Genomic DNA, 16,405 nt, shown 5'->3' with positions numbered 1-16,405 from the left:
ACATGGCTGCCGTGACAACGACCACGACCACGACCACGACCACGACCACGACCACGAAGACCGTACGGCCGGTCAGGCGCAGGTTCTCCCCGGGGCGGGCCGCCGCCTGGACCTTGATGGGTCTCATCGTCCTCATCACCCTGCTGCCGTTCTACTGGATCCTGCGCACCGCGCTCTCCACCAACGCCGGTCTGAGCGCCGACCCCACCGACCCGCTGCCCGTCGATGTCACCGGCACCGGCTTCCAGCGGGCCCTCGGCCTGCAGTCGGCCGAGGAGGCGGTCGCGCAGGGCGGTGCGGGCGGCGGGCTCGACTTCTGGCGCTATCTGCTCAACTCGGTGATCGTCTCGACCCTGATCACGGGCTGCCAGCTCTTCTTCTCCGCGATGGCCGCGTACGCCTTCTCCCGACTGCGCTGGCGCGGGCGCGACAAGGTGTTCGGTCTGTTCCTGGCCGGGCTGATGGTGCCGACCATCTTCACGCTGCTGCCCAACTTCGTGCTCATCAAGCAACTCCACCTGGTGGACACCCTCTTGGGCATCGCGCTGCCGAGCCTGTTCATGACCCCGTTCGCGGTGTTCTTCCTGCGGCAGTTCTTCATGAACATCCCCGGCGAGGTCGAGGAGGCCGCTCTGCTCGACGGCGCCGGGAAGGTGAGGATCTTCTTCCGGGTCGTCCTCCCGATGGCGTCCACGCCGATCACCACGCTGGGCGTGCTGACGTACATCACCTCCTGGAACGACTACTTCTGGCCGCTGATGGTCTCCTACAGCGACAGCTCGCGCGTGCTGACCGTGGCGCTGGCGGTCTTCCGGGCACAGACGCCGGCGACCGGCGTCGACTGGTCGGGGCTCATGGCGGCGACGCTCATCGCCGCGCTGCCGATGCTGGTGCTGTTCGCCTGCTTCGCCCGCCGCATCGTCAGCTCCATCGGCTTCACCGGGATCAAGTGAGGGAACGAGCATGCGACTTCGTACGCTGACCGCGCTCGCCGGAGCGCTGGCACTGTCCCTGGTGACCGGCTGCGCGAACGGCGGCTCGGCCGGAACGTCCGCGAACACGGTGACGTACTGGCTGTGGGACGCCAACCAGCTGCCCGCCTACCAGGCCTGCGCCAAGGGGTTCGAGAAGGAGAACCCCGGACTCAAGGTGAAGATCACCCAGTTGGGCTGGAGCGACTACTGGACCAAGCTGACCGCCGGCTTCATCGCGGGCACCCAGCCGGACGTGTTCACCGACCACATCCAGAACTTCGGCCAGTTCACCGATCTCAAGGTCCTCGAACCGCTGGACGACCTCGGCATCGAGGACTCCGACTACCAGCCGGGGCTCGCAGCCAACTGGATCGGCCAGGACGGCCACCGGTACGGCGCTCCCAAGGACTGGGACACCGTCGCGCTCTTCTACAACGAGAAGATGGCCAACGACGCCGGGCTGACCGCCGAGCAGCTGAACAACCTGGCCTGGAACCCGAAGGACGGCGGCACCTTCGAGAAGGCCGTCGCCCGTCTGACGATCGACAAGAACGGCAGGCGCGGCGACGAGCCCGGCTTCGACAAGAACAACGTCGAGGTGTACGGCCTGGCCAGCAACGGCGGCGGCTTCGGCGACGGCCAGACCCAGTGGAGCAACTTCGCGGCCTCCGCCGGCTGGAGCTATCTGGACAAGCCGCGCTGGGGCACCAAGTACCAGTACGGCAGCAAGACCTTCCAGTCGGTCATCCAGTGGTACTTCGGGCTGGCGAAGAAGGGCTACATGCCCCCGCTGTCCGACTACAACATCCAGTCCAACCAGGCCAACACCCAGGTCGCCGCGGGGAAGGCCGCCGCCGCGTTCGACGGTGCCTGGATGATCTCCACCTACGCGGGCTTCAAGGGCATGAACATGAAGACCGCGCTCACACCGGTCGGCCCGACCGGCAAACGGGCCACCATGATGAACGGTCTCGCCGACTCGATCACCAAGGCCGCCAAGAACAAGGCGGGCGCCCGCAAGTGGGTGGCGTATCTGGCCTCCGACGAGTGCCAGACCGTCGTCGGCAGGTACGGCGTCGTCTTCCCCGCCACTCCGGCCGGGACCAGGGCCGCCGTCGCCGCCTACGACAAGAAGGGCATCGACGTGTCGGCCTTCACCGAACCCGTGGCCGACAAGAAGCGCTTCCGGACCTTCTCCTATCCGATCGCCAGCTACTCGGCGGACATGACGGCGCTCATGACGCCCGCGATGGAGGACATCTACGGCAACGGAAAACCCGTGAGCAGCCTCCAGAAGACCAACGACCAGATCAACCTGATCCTCGGCCAGTGAAAGGCACACCCTCCATGACGTTCTCCCTCGGCATCGTCGGCGCCGGCCAGTTCTCCGGCCAGTTCGCCACGCTGTTCCAGGCCCACCCCGGTGTCAGCGACGTGTACGTCACCGATCTGCTGCCCGAGCGGGCCGAGCAGCTCGCCGACGCACAGGGACTGGCCGGCACCTTCCCCTCGTACGAGGCGATGCTGGAGTCGAAGGCCGTGGACGCGGTCGCGATCTTCACTCAGCGCTGGACCCACGGCCCGCTGGTCCTCCAGGGCCTGAACGCCGGCAAGCACGTCTACTCCGCGGTCCCCATGGCGATCACCACCGAGGAGATCGCGGCGATCATCGACGCCGTCAAGGCGACCGGACTGACCTACATGATGGGTGAGACCAGCGAGTACAACCCGGCGACGGTGCACGCCCGCAACCAGATCGCCGAGGGCGCCTTCGGGCGGCTGTTCTACGCCGAGGGCGACTACGTCCACGACATGGACCTGGGGTTCTACGAGGCGTACCAGTACAGCGGCGGCGAGAACTGGAAGGCGACCGCCAGCTATCCCCCGCTGCTCTACCCGACCCACGCGGTGGGCGGGGTGCTGGGGGCGTGGCGGACGCACGCGGTGAGCGTGTCGGCGATCGGGGTCGTGGACGACCGCGGCGACGGCGTCTTCGACAAGTCCGTCAGCCAGTTCGGCAACGACGTGTCCAACGCGACGGCGTTGTTCGAGGTCGCGGGCGGCGGCTCGTTCCGTACGAACGAGTTCCGGCGGGTGGGTTACCCGTCGCACATACGGGAGTCACGGTTCCGGTTCTTCGGCACCGAGGCGAGCATGGAGCAGCTGGCCACCGTGGCCCTGTGGCAGGACAAGAAGGGCGTCAAGGACATCAGCGAGCTGCTGGAGCCCAAGCCGACCCTGTCCCCGGACGACCCGTCGCTCCAGCACATCGCGCCGGAGCTGCGGGCCGCCTTCACCTCGGGTTCGGCGCCGGTGCACGACCGCTCCCGGCTGCCCCGGGAGTTCGACAACCTGCACAACGGTCACGAGGGCAGCCACCACTTCCTGGTGGACGACTTCGTGACCGCGGTCAACAGCCGCACCCTGCCGTCCGTGAACGCGTGGGTGGCGGCCCGCTACACCCTGCCGGGCATCGTCGCGCACGAGTCGGCGCGGCAGGGCGGGGTCAGGCTGGAGATCCCGGACTTCGGGGACGCGCCCGAGGCGTGACGTCTCCCCGACCTCGACCCGCGAGCCGGGTGCCTGTCCTGACTCAGGTGCCCGGCTTGCGGCCGTACACGTAGACGTCGTCGCCGTTCTTCAGCAGCGACCAGTACTTCTTCGCGTCGGTCTTGGTCATGTTGACGCAGCCGTGCGAGCCCGGCGGGTTCCACATGCTGACGCCGACCGAGTGGAACGCCTGGCCGCCGTCGAAGAACTGGGAGTACGGCATCGGCACGTGGTAGATGCTCGACACGTGGTCGATGTTGCGCCAGTAGATCTTCTTCAGGCCGGTGCGCGTCTCGTAGCCGTTACGGCCGGTGCGGACCGGGACCGGGCCGTAGACCAGCTTCTTGCCGTCCTGGATCCAGCTCAGCTGGAGCGTGAGGTTCACACAGGCGATGCGGCCCTTGTTGACAGGGCACTTGCCGTCCTTGTTGGGGTTCTTGCCGACGGCCTTCTGCTTCAGCATCAGGTCCATCACGCCCCAGGTCACCGGGCCCGCGTAGCCGACGTTCGGGGTGATGCCGTGCTTTGTCTGGAAGGCCCGGACGGCCTTGCAGTCGGCGCTGGACTGCTTGCCGTCGACCGGCCGGCCGAGGAACTTCTCGACCTTCTTCTGATACGGCCCGGTCTGGGTCGTGCAGCTCGGCGCGGCCTGCGCCGGTGCGGCGCCGAGCGTCAGCGCGAGCGGTGCGACGAGTCCTGACGTGATGCCGAGTGCGACGGCGCGCCGTCTGCGTATGTCCCCCATGGCCGGGCCTCTCCCTTGCGTTCGTGTGGTCTCTGCTGGCTAGACCGGTGCGCCGGGAGCTCGGTTGTGCGAGCCGGCAGGTCTGTGACCGAACGGTGAAGTTGTGCCTACGCTGCTGCTCATGCACTCCACACTCGCCGACGATCTCTCCCGCCTCCCCGAGATCCTGCGGTCCGCCCGCGACCTCGCCGCGCGGGAGCTGGCCGGCCTGGCCGAGCGGCCGGTCGTACGCCTGGACAGCGCTCCGGATCGCGAGGACCTCCCGGCCGAGGGTGTCGGGGCCGGGGGTGCCCTCACGCGGTTCGCCGAACGGTGGGCGCCCGGCTTCTCCGGCTCGGCCGGTCCGCGCTACCTCGGCTTCGTCACCGGCGGTGCCACACCGGCCGCGCTCGCCGGGGACTGGCTGACGAGCACGTACGACCAGAACGTGATCAACGCTGCCGACTCCTGGGCGACGGCACTGGAACGGGAGACGGTGAGCTGGCTGCGGGAGCTGTTCGGGCTGAGCGATGCGCACAGCGGGGCGTTCGTGACCGGTGCGACCGCGTCCAACACCGTGGGGCTCGCCATCGCCCGGGAGTGGCTGGGCGAGCGCGGCGGCGTCTGCGTCGCCCGGGACGGGCTCGCGGCCCTCGGCCCGGTCGACGTGCTGTCCGGCAGCGCCCACTCCACCGTCCTCAAGGCGCTGGCCGTGCTCGGCATCGGCCGGGACCGGCTCCGGCGCGTGCCGGTGCTGGCCGGCAACCGCGAGGCCGTGGACGTCGACCGGCTTGCCGACGCCCTCGACGCGCTTCAGGGCCGCCCGGCGATCGTCGTGGCCAACGCCGGGACCGTGAACACCGTGGACTTCGACGACCTGCGGGCCGTGGCCGCGCTCAAGGAGCGCTACGACTTCTGGCTCCACGTCGACGCCGCCTTCGGCGGTTTCGCCGCCCTCTCCCCTCTGTACGCGCACCTCGTCGACGGCCTCGACGCGGCCGACTCGATCTGCGTCGACCTGCACAAATGGCTCAACGTGCCCTACGACGCGGCGGTCCAGTTCACCCGCCGACAGGACCTCCAGGTGAACGTCTTCCACAACGCGTCGCCGTACATCGGGCTGCCCACGAAGGACCCCGACTTCCTCCACCTCACGCCGGAGAGCTCACGCCGGCTGCGGGCGCTGCCCGCCTGGTTCTCACTGATGGCATACGGCCGTGCCGGGCACCGCGAGATCATCGAGCGCACCGTCGCTCTCGCCCGGCGCCTCGGCGAGCGCATCGCCGGCCTCCCCGGGCTCACTCTGCTCGCGCCGGTCCGGCTCAACGTCGTCTGCTTCACGCTCGCCGAGGAGCCGACCCGGGAGCGGGTCGACGCGCTGGCCCAGGCCGTCGCCGCGTCCGGCGAGACGTTCCTCACACCGACCGTGTACGACGGCACTCCCGCGCTGCGGGCGGCGTTCAGCAACTGGCGTACGTCCGAAACCGACACGGACCGCGTGCTCGCCGCGATCGCTTCCGGGCTCGACAGCGTGCGGGGCGTCGAGAGGCCCTGACAGGCGGACAGCCCGCGACGATGCCTGGACGCTGCTTGCGGGCCGACCGCCGTGCCCCAGTACGATCCCCGTTCATGGATCCGGCCGCAGCGTCTCCGCCCCCAGTCGGCATCAGCCTGCGCCACCTGCTGATGGCCCTGGGCGACACCCTGGTAGAGGTGCAGGCCGCTCCCGCCGGGCTCGACGTCGAGATCCGGGGCGTCGCCCTGCTCGACCCCGAGGACCCTCCGACGGCCCAGCCCGGCGAGCTGGTCCTCGTCATCGGCGCCCGGGGCCGCGCCGCCCTTCCCGCGCTGCGGGCCGCCGCCCGCGACGGAGCCGCCGCCGCCGTGATCAAACTGGACGGTCCCGGTCAGGCCGCGGCCCTCGGCGAGACCGCCGCCGAGGCCGGGGTGGCCCTGCTCTCGCTGCGCAGCGAAGCGCGCTGGGAGCAGGTGAACGCGTTGGCCCGCGCCGCCCTCGACGACGCTTCTCCGGGCCACCCCGGCGAAGGGGCCGAGGAAGGCGACCTCTTCTCGCTCGCCCAGACCACCGCCGTCCTCACCCATGGCATCGTCAGCATCGAGGACGCGGCCAACCGGGTGCTGGCCTACTCCCGTTCCACCGACTCCGACGAGATCGACGACCTGCGGCGGCGTTCCATCCTCGGCTGGCAGGGGCCGGAGGCGTATCTGGCGAAGCTGCGCGCGTGGGGCGTGTTCCAGCACCTGCACTCCAGTGACCAGGTCATCGGTATTGACAGCCACCCGGAGCTGGGGATCCGCCGCCGGCTCGCGGTGGCGATACGGTCCGGGGACCGGCAGCTGGGCACCATCTGGGTGCAAGAGGGCTCGACGCCCCTGTCCGGCCACTCGGAGCAGGCACTTCTGGGCGCCGCCCGGGTCGCCGCGCACCACCTGGTACGCCGCCGCCGGGAACTCTCCGAGGGCCTGACGCTCACCCGGACCCTGCTGGCCGGACTTCTGGAGGGGAGCACCGGGCCGCAGCCGCTCGCCACCCACCTGGGATACGACGCCGGCCTCCCGGCCGCCGTCCTGGGGTTCTCGTACGGAACCGGTGAGGTCGTCGCCGCGCCGGAGACGAGCCATGTCGGCGCCGCGCCGGAGCTCACCCACACCGAGGTCACCAACCTGATCTCGGTGCACATCGCCGCTCGGCACCGCAGCGCGCTGGTCACCCAGCTGGACCCCCGCATCTACGTGCTCCTGCCCCAGCTGCCGCGCAGCATCGACACGGACACGCTGCGCGGCTGGTGCCAGGAGATCACCGACGCGGCGCGCCGCCACCTGGGCCTGCCGCTGCGCGGCTCGGTCGGCTGCCTGGTGTCCGGGCTCGGCGACGTCCCCGAGTCCCGCCGCGAGGCCGACCGCATCCTCGACGCCATGCTGGGCGCCGGCCTTCCCACCGCGGTCGCCGCCCTGCCCGACATCCAGGCGGAAGTGCTGGTCAGCGAGTTGCTGACGCTGCTCGCCGCCCACCCCGACATCCGGGATCCACGGCTGACCGCCCTGGTGGCACACGACGGCCGGCACCAGGGCCGCATGGCCGAGTCCCTGCTGGCCTACCTGAATGCCTTCGGTGACGTCCGGGAGGCCGCCGCCCAACTGCACGTGCACCCCAACACGCTGCGCTACCGCCTTCGCCGGGCCGAGGAGCTGACCGGTCTCGACCTGAGCCGTCCCGATCAGCGTCTGCTGGCCATGCTGCAGCTGCGGCTGCCACGCACCGGCTGACCCCGACTCCGCATTGGCCGACCGGACAGGCATCGTGGGCGAATCTGTCCGCGGGAACAAACACCTCGCCCCGTGGCCCCCCGTACGCTGACGCAAATCCTTATCCGCAAGTGATGCGGCTCACCTCCCACAAGGAGACAGGGCGGCCCGCGGACGTCCCGGCATGCTCGCCCCCCCATGGTCCTCCCCACATCTGGTTCCTCCCCACCACACAACGGATGTCGACATGACTACACGTCCCCCTGATTCCCTGGCCCCTGACACCGCTCCGCCCACCGGTGGTCGGCCCCCGGAGCAGGCAGGTCTGCGGGCCGGTCTCAAGAACCGCCATCTGTCGATGATCGCCATCGGCGGGGTGATCGGCGCCGGTCTCTTCGTGGGCTCCGCCTCCGGTATCGCCGCCGCCGGACCCGGCATCCTGGTGTCGTACGTGCTGGTCGGCGCCCTGGTCGTCTTCGTGATGCGGATGCTCGGCGAGATGGCCGCGGCCAATCCGTCCTCGGGCTCCTTCTCCGCCTACGCGGACCGGGCGCTCGGTCGCTGGGCCGGGTTCTCCATCGGCTGGCTGTACTGGTTCTTCTGGGTCGTCGTGCTCGCCGTGGAGGCGACCGCGGGTGCCGTGATCCTGGAGGGGTGGGTGCCGGCCGTACCGCAGTGGGCGTGGGCGCTGATCGTGATGGTGGTGCTCACCGCCACGAACCTGGCCTCGGTCGGCTCCTTCGGCGAGTTCGAGTTCTGGTTCGCCGGCATCAAGGTCGTCGCCATCGCGGGCTTCATCGTCCTCGGCGGCCTGGCGATCTTCGGGGTGCTGCCCGGCTCCGACCACGCCGCGACCGGCTTCGGCAATCTCACCGAGCACGGCGGCTTCCTGCCCAACGGGCCCGGCGCGATCCTCACCGGCATCCTGCTGGTCGTCTTCTCCTTCATGGGCAGCGAGATCGTCACCCTCGCCGCCGGTGAGTCCCCGGACGCGCGCCGGGCGGTCGCCAAGGCCACCAGGAGCGTCATCTGGCGGGTCGGCGTGTTCTACGTCGGCTCGATCCTCGTCGTGGTCTCGCTGCTGCCGTGGAACGACCCCTCGATCGCCAAGCACGGTTCGTACGTGGCTGCCCTGGACTCGATCGGCATCCCGCACGCCGGGCAGATCATGAACGTCGTCGTGCTGACGGCGGTGCTGTCCTGTCTCAACTCCGGCCTCTACACCGCCTCCCGCATGGCCTTCTCCCTCGGCCAGCGTGGCGACGCGCCGCAGGCCTTCGTCCGCACGAACTCCCGCGGTGTCCCGCAGGCGGCGATCCTGGCCTCGGTGGCCTTCGGCTTCGTCGCGGTCGTCTTCAACTACCTGTGGAAGGACACCGTCTTCCAGTTCCTGCTGAACTCCTCGGGCGCGATCGCGCTCTTCGTGTGGCTGGTCATCTGCTTCTCGCAACTGCGGATGCGGGGAATCATCCTGCGCGAGAGCCCGGAGAAGCTCGTGGTCCGGATGTGGCTGTTCCCCTATCTGACGTGGGCGACGATCGGGATGATCTCGTTCGTGCTCGTCTACATGCTCACCGACGACAGCGAGGGCGGTGGACGGAGTCAGGTCCTGCTCTCCGTACTCGTCGCCGCCCTGGTGATCGCGATCTCAGTGGTACGGGAGCGGATCCGGCGTAGCGGCACCAAGGAAGAGGTCACGCCCCGGTAGTCACCGCGACTGCCCTACGGCTTTCCAGGCTCCCCGCCACCTGGGCGGGGAGCCGTCCTGTGTCATGTGGCGTTCATGCGCTTCCCCGAACCCGTGTCCCCCTGCGGAACCCCGTGTTGACCGCCGTCAGGCCGCCGTCGACGGTGAGGGTGGTGCCGGTGATCCAGGCCGCGTCGCGGGAGGCCAGGAAGGCGACCGCGGCGGCGATGTCCTCGGGTTCGCCGACCCGGCCCAGGGGGTACAGCGGGCGGATCGCGTCGAGTTCCGCGTCCCGTCCCTCCCACGCCGAGGTTCGCACCGTGCCCGGCGTCACCAGGTTCACCCGGACCCCGCGGGCGGCGGCGTGCCCGGCGAGGGTGCGGGTGAGGGAGCCGAGGCCGGCCTTGGCGGCGCTGTAGGCGTGGTTGCCGAAGTCCTGGAGGGCGTTGACGGAGCCGATGTTCACGATGGCGCCGTGGCCGGTGGCGGCGAGGTGCGGCAGGGCGGCGCGGCAGCAGCGGTAGCTGCCGGTCAGGGTGATGTCGAGGTCGCGGGCCCAGGCCTCGTCGGGGCCGTCCTCGAAGAACGGGGTGTCCGGCGTGCAGGAGGCGGCGCTGTTGACCAGGACGTCGAGGGAGCCGAAGGTGTCGACGGCGTGGGCGACGGCCGCCTCGACGGACTCGCGGTCGGCGACGTCGCAGGCCAGCGCCTCCGCCGCCAGCCCGTGCCCGCGGAGCCGGGCCGCCGTCCGCTCGGCCTCGGGGACGTCCCGGTCGGTCACCAGGACGCTCGCTCCCTCCTCCGCGAACCGGCGTGCGGTGGCCGCGCCGATACCGCGGGCCGCGCCGGTGATCAGGACTCCGTGACCTGCGAAGCGCGTTGTGTCCGTCATGGGCCGAACGGTAGTGCCGGGACGATCATCCGGGCAGATAGCGTGCGTCCATGTCCGCGTTCATACAGCAACTCCCCGCGCTCATAGGCGTCGTGATCGGCGCGCTCGGTTCGTATGTGGTGGTCGTGCGGGGCGATCAGGCGAGGTTCCGGCGGGATCAGGCGGCGCGTTGGGAGGAGCGGCGGCTGGCGGTGTACGCCGACTACGCGCGGTCGGTGAAGCAGACGATCACGCTGACGTACCGGGTCGCCGCACAGCTCGGCCACGGGACGCACCCGGATCCCCTCACCCCCGACGAGGCCAGACCTCTGCTCGCCGAGGCGAACGTCACGAGGGATCCGTCGGGTGAGGCGCTGATCATGCTGGGCAGCCGCACTGTGGTGGAGAAGGGACGGGCCTGGGTCGTGACCGCGATGGAGATGGAGCGGTTCGTCCGCGAGTCCGAGCAGGACACGGCGACCTGGCGCGCGCTGCTGGAGAGGCAGCGCGCCGGACGCGATGCCTACTACGCGGCCGTGCGGGAGGACCTCGGCCTGCCGCCCGGCCACTCGGCGCGCTGGCCGATCCTCCCTGCCGACCCGGTGCCGCCTCAGCGATAACCGCTCGGGTCCGCCGGCTTCCCCGCGTCCTGGACCTCGACGAGGTAGCGCCAGGCGTCGGGCCGGCTGCCGTCGAGGTCCGTGAAGCCGTAGACCTGGGCGAGCTGCCCGCTGGAGAGGGACTCGCCGTTCCAGCGGGACACGTCGGGGTCGGCGGCCAGGGCGGCGACGGCGCGGCCCACGTAGCGCGGGGTCTCGGAGATGGCGAAGTGCGGGAGGCGTTCGAGGGCGTCGCGCCAGTTGTCCTCGCGCACCTCGAAGCCGTCGAGCATCATCTCCGAGCGCAGCCAGCCGGGCGTCAGGGCGACGGCGGTGGCGCCGCGCGGTCCGAGTTCATGGCCGAGGGAGAAGGCCATGCGCAGGACGGAGGCCTTGGCGAGGTCGTAGAAGAAGGAGGCGCGGTAGTTGACGCGGTTGTAGTCCGCTGTGCCGTCGGTCATCTCGACGACCAGTCCGCCCGGGTGGCGCAGAAGCAGGGGCAGGGCGTGGTGGCTGGTGATGGCGTGGGTCTCGACGGCGAGCCGGAGCAGCCGCAGCCCCTTGTCGAGGTCGTGCTCCCAGACGGGGCTGTCCCAGGCGAAGAGCTTCTCGCCGCCCCAGACGTCGTTGACGAGGACGTCCAGGCGGCCCTGTTCGTCCGCGATGCGGTCGACGAGAGTGCGGACCTGGGCCGGTTCGAGGTGGTCGGTGGGTACGGCGATGCCGTTGCCGCCCGCCTCGGTGACCAGGTCGGCGGTGCCCTCGATCGTCTCGGGCCGGTCGTACTCCGAGCGTCGGGCACGCGTGCTGCGTCCCGTCACGTAGACCGTGGCCCCGGCCGCCCCGAGCTCCACGGCGATGCCGCGTCCGGCTCCTCGTGTCGCCCCGGCGACCAGTGCGACCTTGTCCTTGAGCGGTTGTGACATGTCCGGCCTCCCGACCCTCTGCGAGCACTGTCGCTCTTGAGGGTGCCGGGTAAGCCGGACATCTTCTGTCGCCTTTTACTGATCCTGCCGGTCCGTCACCCGGCCGGCTTCAGTGGCCGCGGTCGATCCACTCCTGGAGGTGGGGCGCCTCGGCGCCGACGGTCGTCGGGTCGCCGTGGCCGGTGAGGACCTTGGTGTCGGACGGGAGGGCGAGGAGGCGGGTGCGGATGGAGTCGATGATCGTCGGGAAGTGGGAGTAGGAGCGGCCGGTGGCGCCGGGGCCGCCCTGGAAGAGGGTGTCTCCGGTGAAGACGACGCCGAGGCCGGGGTCGTGCAGGCACACCGCGCCCGGAGCGTGTCCCGGGGTGTGCAGGACCGTGAGGTCGGCGCCCGCGGCCTCGATGATCTGGCCGTCCACGAGGTGGGCGTCGGGGTCGCGGTCCGGATGGGTCTGCTTCCACAGCGGCAGGTCGTCGGGGTGGAGCCAGATCGTGGCGCCGGTGCGGTCGGCCAGGGCGGGCGCGGCGTCGATGTGGTCGTTGTGGGCGTGGGTGCACACGATCGCGGTGAGGCGGCGGTCGCCGACGGCCTCGGCGATGGCGTCGGCGTCATGGGCGGCGTCGATGACGACGACCTCGTGGTCGTCGCCGACGAGCCACACGTTGTTGTCGACGTCCCAGGTGCCGCCGTCGAGCGTGAACTGCCCGGAGGTGACGAGGCGTTCGATGCGGGTGGCCATCAGAGCAGCACCACCGAGCGCAGGACGTCGCCGTGGTGCATGCGCTCGAACGCCTTCTCCACCTCGTCGAGCTGGATGGTCTCGGTCACGAACGCCTCCAGGTCCAGGCGGCCCTGCAGATGCAGGTCGATGAGCATCGGGAAGTCGCGGCTCGGCAGGCAGTCGCCGTACCAGGACGACTTCAGCGCGCCGCCGCGGCCGAAGACGTCGAGCAGCGGCAGCTCCAGCTTCATCTCCGGGGTGGGCACACCGACCAGGACGACCGTGCCGGCCAGGTCGCGGGCGTAGAAGGCCTGCTTGTACGTCTCCGGGCGGCCCACCGCCTCGATCACCACGTCCGCGCCGAACCCGCCGGTCAGCTCGCGGATCGCCGCGACGGGGTCGGTCTCGCGGGAGTTGACGGTGTGGGTGGCGCCCATGGTGCGGGCCTTGTCCAGCTTGCGGTCGTCGATGTCCACGGCGATGATCTTCGCCGCCCCTGCCAGGTTCGACCCGGCGATCGCCGCGTCGCCGACGCCGCCGCAGCCGATCACCGCGACCGTGTCGCCCCGGCCGACGTTGCCGGTGTTGATCGCGGCGCCGATTCCGGCCATCACGCCGCAGCCCAGCAGACCGGCCACCTGCGGGGCGACCGACGCGTCGACCTTGGTGCACTGTCCGGCCGCGACCAGCGTCTTCTCCGCGAAGGCGCCGATGCCGAGCGCCGGGGAGAGTTCCTGACCGGTCGAGGCCAAGGTCATCTTCTGCTTCGCGTTGTGGGTGTCGAAGCAGTACCAGGGCCGGCCGCGCAGACAGGCCCGGCAGTTCCCGCACACCGCACGCCAGTTGAGGATCACGAAGTCGCCGGGAGCGACCTCCGTGACCCCTTCACCGACCGACTCCACCACCCCGGCCGCCTCGTGCCCCAGCAGGAAGGGGAAGTCGTCGCTGATGCCGCCCTGCTTGTAGTGCAGGTCGGTGTGACACACCCCGCAGGCCTGGATCTGTACGACGGCCTCGCCCGGCCCCGGGTCCGGCACGACGATCCTCTCCACGCGCACGGCCTCGTCCTTGCCCGGTGCGATCACGCCCCGTACTTCCTGCGCCATGGTGCTGAACCCTCTCCTCGGCGGCTCCGTCCACTTCCGACCCTAGACGTGACTGATCGGTAAAGGCACGGAGCGACGGCCTTCACATCGGCTTCCGGTCACCTTCCAAAAATACCCCCGGGGGTACCTGATAGTGTGGTTCGCATACCCCCGGGGGTAATTTCCTCCCGTGGGTACCCACAGGCTTCACCAGGAGAGGAGTGCCGCCGTGTACTTCGTCGACACCATCGACGTGCCGGGGCTGGGCAACCGCGGCTATCTGGCGGGCGGTGCGCACAGCGCCGTGGTGGTCGATCCGCCCAGGGACATCGACCGGGTGATCACGGCCGCGGCGCTGCGGGGCGTGCGGATCACCCAGGTCGTCGAGACCCATGTGCACAACGACTACGTGACCGGCGGCCTGGAACTCGCCCGGCTCACCGGGGCCGCCTATCTGGTGCCGGCCGCGGCGCGGGTCGGCTACGAGCGGGTGCCGGTCGCCGACGGGGACCGTACGGAGATCGACGACGGCCTGGTGCTGCGCGCCCTGGCCACTCCCGGGCACACCCCGCACCACACGTCGTACGTCCTGGAGGAGGCGGGACGCGCCGTGGCCGTGTTCACCGGCGGTTCGCTGCTGATCGGCACGGTGGGGCGGCCAGACCTGGTGGAGCCCCGGCTGACGGATCACCTGGCGCGGGCGCAGTACGACTCCGCGCGCCGGCTGGCCGCGGAGCTGCCGGACGAGACGGCGGTCCTGCCGACGCACGGCTTCGGCAGCTTCTGCTCCGCCACCCAGGCCGCGGGCGGGGACACGACGACGATCGGGCGTGAGCGCGTCGTCAACGAGGCCCTGGTGAAGGACGTCGACGCGTTCGTCGCCGACCTGCTGGCCGGCCTCGACGACATCCCGGCGTACTACACCCACATGGGCCCGGTGAACGTCGAGGGCCCGGCCCCCGTGGACCTGACGCCGCCCCGACCGGCCGACGCCGAGGAGATCGCGGCGCGGCTGGCCGCCGGGGAGTGGGTGGTGGATCTGCGCAACCGGGTCGCGTTCGCCGAAGGGCATGTCGCCGGGTCGTTCAACTTCGAGGCGGAGGGGCAGCTCGCCGCCTATCTGGCCTGGCTGCTGCCGTGGGGCAAGCCGGTCACGCTGCTCGCCGAGACACCCGCCCAACTGGCCGCCGCCCAGCGGGAACTCGTCCGCGTCGGCATCGACCGGCCGGCCGCAGCGGCGACCGGCTCCCCCGCCGACTGGATCCGCCCGGGTGAGCGGTCCCGCTCCTTCCCGCGTGGCACCTTCGCCGAACTGGCCGCGCAGGACGGCGTGGTGATCCTGGACGTGCGGCGGGACTCCGAGCGTGGCATCGGACACATCAGGGGTTCGGTGCACATACCGGTGCACCAACTGCGCGACCGTCTCGCGGAGATACCGGACGGCACCGTGTGGGTGCACTGTGCCGGCGGGATGCGGGCGGCCATCGCCGCCTCTCTGCTCGACGCGGTGGGACGTGACGTCGTCGCGGTCGACGACGGGTTCGCGGCTGCGCGCGACGCCGGTCTCCCGATGGCCCGTGTCACCCCGGCCGAGGCCCGGGCGCGGGCGGACGCCGACGCCGTCCTCGTGGACGTCCGCGAGCCCGACGAATGGGCCGCGGGGCACGCCCCGGGCGCGGTCCTCGCGCCGCTCTCCGCGCTGACGTCCGGTCAGACGCTTCCCAAGACCGCGCAGGGCCGCCCGGTCGTCGCGATCTGCCGCTCCGGCAGGCGCTCCCGCGAGGCCGCGGCGCTGCTCACGGCACGCGGAGCGGATGCGGTGGACGTCATCGGCGGCATGCGGGCCTGGGCCCAGGCGGGGCTTCCGGTGGTGGCCGAGTCCTGTACCACCCCCAGTGACCCCACGTGAGCGCCCTCGTCCTGGGCCTGTTCGCCGGTGGCGTCACGGGGCTCTCGCTCGGTGCGCTGGGCGGCGGCGGCAGTGTGCTGGCCGTACCGGCGCTGATGTACCTGCTCGGTTTCACGCCCGCGGCGGCTGCCACGGCGAGTCTGGTCGTCGTCGCCGTCACCTCGGTCACCGCGCTCGGCGCGCACGCCCGTGCGGGCACGGTGCGCTGGCGTGCCGGGGCGCTGTTCGCGGCGGCGGGTCTGCTGCCGGCGGCGGCCGGTGGCGCGCTGTCCGGGCGGCTGCCCGCGGGGGTGCTCACCGGGGCGTTCGCGGTGACCGCGGCTGTCGCCGCGCTGCGCATGCTCCGTCCTTCGGCCACCGTACGGCGCGCGGACGTGCCGGTGCGTCCGGGGCGGGTCGTCCGGGTCGGGGCCGGGCTCGGTGCCGTGACCGGGGTGCTGGGCGTGGGTGGCGGATTCCTGGCCGTACCGGCGCTGGTGAGCGTGGTGGGGCTGCGGATGCGGGTCGCCGTGGGCACCAGCCTGCTGGTGATCACCGTCAACTCGCTGGTGGCACTGGCGGCCCGGGCCGGTTCGGCCGCGAGCGTCGACTGGGCCGCCGTCGGACCGTTCGCCGCGGCCGCCGTGCTCGGCGCGTGGGACGGCAAGCGGCTCGCCGGGAAGATCTCCGGCGGAACGCTGCAGCGGACCTTCGCATACGTCCTGCTGGCGGTGGCCGTCTTCATGCTGGCCGACGCCGTCGTATGACGGCCGGACGCCCCCGGGACGCCCGGTCCGGCCCGCTACGCCAGCGACAGGAACAGCTTCTCCAGTCGTGCCTTCATCTGGCCCACCGTCTCGCCGTCGCGCCGGCCCTGCTCGACGTCGGTGAGGCACTGCTGCAACCCGGTCGCGATGATCGCGAAGCCGGCCCGGTCCAGGGCGCGGGAGGCGGCGGCGAGCTGAGTGACGACGTCCTCGCAGTCGCGGCCCTCCTCGATCATCTTGATCACTCCGGAGATCTGCCCCTGCGCCCGGCGCAACCGGTTCAGCACCGACTTGAGGTCGTCGCCCTCGAACTGCAACTCCACGATCACTCCCTGCCTACCCCGCT

General features: G+C 70.9%; 15 protein-coding genes. 9 read left to right on the top strand and 6 right to left on the bottom strand.

The window, feature by feature from the left end; genetic code table 11:
* Window positions 1-2 precede the first annotated feature (2 nt).
* Genes ACZ4UU_RS28070 through ACZ4UU_RS28060 form a run of 3 tightly spaced genes read left to right on the top strand, consistent with a single transcriptional unit; the run spans window position 3 to window position 3,524 of the window.
* Window positions 3-953, top strand: a complete 951-nt coding sequence (locus ACZ4UU_RS28070) for a carbohydrate ABC transporter permease (RefSeq protein ID WP_471906134.1) — start codon at window positions 3-5, stop codon at window positions 951-953.
* A gap of 10 nt (window positions 954-963) precedes the next feature.
* Entirely contained in the window at window positions 964-2,307 is a 1,344-nt protein-coding gene (locus tag ACZ4UU_RS28065) for an ABC transporter substrate-binding protein (protein WP_471906133.1), read from the top strand.
* Window positions 2,308-2,321: 14 nt separating this feature from the next.
* The gene (locus ACZ4UU_RS28060; protein ID WP_471906183.1) at window positions 2,322-3,524 is read left to right on the top strand and encodes a Gfo/Idh/MocA family protein; all 1,203 of its coding nucleotides are present in this window, start codon (window positions 2,322-2,324) and stop codon (window positions 3,522-3,524) included.
* Window positions 3,525-3,567: 43 nt separating this feature from the next.
* Here ACZ4UU_RS28060 and ACZ4UU_RS28055 read toward each other — a convergent pair whose 3' ends face one another.
* On the bottom strand, window positions 3,568-4,269 hold the full coding sequence (locus ACZ4UU_RS28055; RefSeq protein ID WP_471906132.1) for a L,D-transpeptidase family protein: 702 nt from the start codon (window positions 4,267-4,269) through the stop codon (window positions 3,568-3,570).
* Window positions 4,270-4,390: 121 nt separating this feature from the next.
* Between ACZ4UU_RS28055 and ACZ4UU_RS28050 the strand changes: the two genes are divergently transcribed.
* From ACZ4UU_RS28050 to ACZ4UU_RS28040, 3 genes are all read left to right on the top strand, one after another.
* Window positions 4,391-5,803 carry a pyridoxal phosphate-dependent decarboxylase family protein gene (locus ACZ4UU_RS28050; RefSeq protein WP_471906131.1) on the top strand — a complete coding sequence of 471 codons (1,413 nt, stop codon included), beginning with the start codon at window positions 4,391-4,393 and terminating at the stop codon, window positions 5,801-5,803.
* 74 nt (window positions 5,804-5,877) lie between these two features.
* On the top strand, window positions 5,878-7,536 hold the full coding sequence (locus tag ACZ4UU_RS28045; RefSeq protein WP_471906130.1) for a PucR family transcriptional regulator: 1,659 nt from the start codon (window positions 5,878-5,880) through the stop codon (window positions 7,534-7,536).
* A 226-nt stretch (window positions 7,537-7,762) separates the two neighbouring features.
* Window positions 7,763-9,223, top strand: a complete 1,461-nt coding sequence (locus ACZ4UU_RS28040) for an amino acid permease (protein ID WP_471906129.1) — start codon at window positions 7,763-7,765, stop codon at window positions 9,221-9,223.
* Window positions 9,224-9,296: 73 nt separating this feature from the next.
* Here the strand turns inward: ACZ4UU_RS28040 and ACZ4UU_RS28035 are convergent, their stop codons facing one another.
* Entirely contained in the window at window positions 9,297-10,094 is a 798-nt protein-coding gene (locus tag ACZ4UU_RS28035) for an SDR family NAD(P)-dependent oxidoreductase (protein WP_471906128.1), read from the bottom strand.
* A 50-nt stretch (window positions 10,095-10,144) separates the two neighbouring features.
* Between ACZ4UU_RS28035 and ACZ4UU_RS28030 the strand changes: the two genes are divergently transcribed.
* Window positions 10,145-10,693, top strand: a complete 549-nt coding sequence (locus tag ACZ4UU_RS28030; protein ID WP_471906127.1) for a hypothetical protein — start codon at window positions 10,145-10,147, stop codon at window positions 10,691-10,693.
* Here ACZ4UU_RS28030 and ACZ4UU_RS28025 read toward each other — a convergent pair.
* The 3 genes from ACZ4UU_RS28025 to ACZ4UU_RS28015 form a co-directional block, all read right to left on the bottom strand.
* Complete coding sequence (locus ACZ4UU_RS28025) at window positions 10,684-11,598, bottom strand: SDR family oxidoreductase (RefSeq protein WP_471906126.1); 915 nt, start codon at window positions 11,596-11,598, stop codon at window positions 10,684-10,686. The two genes, ACZ4UU_RS28030 and ACZ4UU_RS28025, sit on opposite strands and share 10 nt — an antisense overlap.
* Before the next feature lie 109 nt (window positions 11,599-11,707).
* Window positions 11,708-12,337: an MBL fold metallo-hydrolase gene (locus ACZ4UU_RS28020; RefSeq protein WP_471906125.1), complete on the bottom strand. Its 630-nt coding sequence runs from the start codon at window positions 12,335-12,337 to the stop codon at window positions 11,708-11,710.
* Entirely contained in the window at window positions 12,337-13,425 is a 1,089-nt protein-coding gene (locus ACZ4UU_RS28015; protein WP_471906124.1) for an S-(hydroxymethyl)mycothiol dehydrogenase, read from the bottom strand. The genes ACZ4UU_RS28020 and ACZ4UU_RS28015 overlap by 1 nt, the downstream gene beginning before the upstream one ends.
* Before the next feature lie 208 nt (window positions 13,426-13,633).
* Between ACZ4UU_RS28015 and ACZ4UU_RS28010 the strand changes: the two genes are divergently transcribed.
* Together ACZ4UU_RS28010 and ACZ4UU_RS28005 are read left to right on the top strand one after the other, a co-directional pair.
* Complete coding sequence (locus ACZ4UU_RS28010) at window positions 13,634-15,313, top strand: MBL fold metallo-hydrolase (RefSeq protein ID WP_471906123.1); 1,680 nt, start codon at window positions 13,634-13,636, stop codon at window positions 15,311-15,313.
* Complete coding sequence (locus ACZ4UU_RS28005) at window positions 15,310-16,059, top strand: TSUP family transporter (RefSeq protein WP_471906122.1); 750 nt, start codon at window positions 15,310-15,312, stop codon at window positions 16,057-16,059. Before ACZ4UU_RS28010 ends, ACZ4UU_RS28005 begins: the two co-directional genes overlap by 4 nt.
* A 35-nt stretch (window positions 16,060-16,094) precedes the next feature.
* Here ACZ4UU_RS28005 and ACZ4UU_RS28000 read toward each other — a convergent pair whose 3' ends face one another.
* Complete coding sequence (locus ACZ4UU_RS28000; protein ID WP_217206829.1) at window positions 16,095-16,382, bottom strand: metal-sensitive transcriptional regulator; 288 nt, start codon at window positions 16,380-16,382, stop codon at window positions 16,095-16,097.
* Window positions 16,383-16,405: the final 23 nt, after the last annotated feature.

This window comes from Streptomyces sp. NPDC028907, assembly GCF_055564995.1.
Note: the sequence above shows the minus strand (reverse complement) of the source record. Positions and strands in the feature narration are given on the sequence as shown.

What these genes read in the sequence shown, in the direction of transcription:
- ACZ4UU_RS28070 (WP_471906134.1), top strand. Translation starts at nt 3, where the DNA reads ATGGCTGCCGTGACAACGACCACGACCACGACCACGACCACGACCACG.
- ACZ4UU_RS28065 (WP_471906133.1), top strand. Translation starts at nt 964, where the DNA reads ATGCGACTTCGTACGCTGACCGCGCTCGCCGGAGCGCTGGCACTGTCC.
- ACZ4UU_RS28060 (WP_471906183.1), top strand. Translation starts at nt 2,322, where the DNA reads ATGACGTTCTCCCTCGGCATCGTCGGCGCCGGCCAGTTCTCCGGCCAG.
- ACZ4UU_RS28055 (WP_471906132.1), bottom strand. Translation starts at nt 4,269, where the DNA reads ATGGGGGACATACGCAGACGGCGCGCCGTCGCACTCGGCATCACGTCA.
- ACZ4UU_RS28050 (WP_471906131.1), top strand. Translation starts at nt 4,391, where the DNA reads ATGCACTCCACACTCGCCGACGATCTCTCCCGCCTCCCCGAGATCCTG.
- ACZ4UU_RS28045 (WP_471906130.1), top strand. Translation starts at nt 5,878, where the DNA reads ATGGATCCGGCCGCAGCGTCTCCGCCCCCAGTCGGCATCAGCCTGCGC.
- ACZ4UU_RS28040 (WP_471906129.1), top strand. Translation starts at nt 7,763, where the DNA reads ATGACTACACGTCCCCCTGATTCCCTGGCCCCTGACACCGCTCCGCCC.
- ACZ4UU_RS28035 (WP_471906128.1), bottom strand. Translation starts at nt 10,094, where the DNA reads ATGACGGACACAACGCGCTTCGCAGGTCACGGAGTCCTGATCACCGGC.
- ACZ4UU_RS28030 (WP_471906127.1), top strand. Translation starts at nt 10,145, where the DNA reads ATGTCCGCGTTCATACAGCAACTCCCCGCGCTCATAGGCGTCGTGATC.
- ACZ4UU_RS28025 (WP_471906126.1), bottom strand. Translation starts at nt 11,598, where the DNA reads ATGTCACAACCGCTCAAGGACAAGGTCGCACTGGTCGCCGGGGCGACA.
- ACZ4UU_RS28020 (WP_471906125.1), bottom strand. Translation starts at nt 12,337, where the DNA reads ATGGCCACCCGCATCGAACGCCTCGTCACCTCCGGGCAGTTCACGCTC.
- ACZ4UU_RS28015 (WP_471906124.1), bottom strand. Translation starts at nt 13,425, where the DNA reads ATGGCGCAGGAAGTACGGGGCGTGATCGCACCGGGCAAGGACGAGGCC.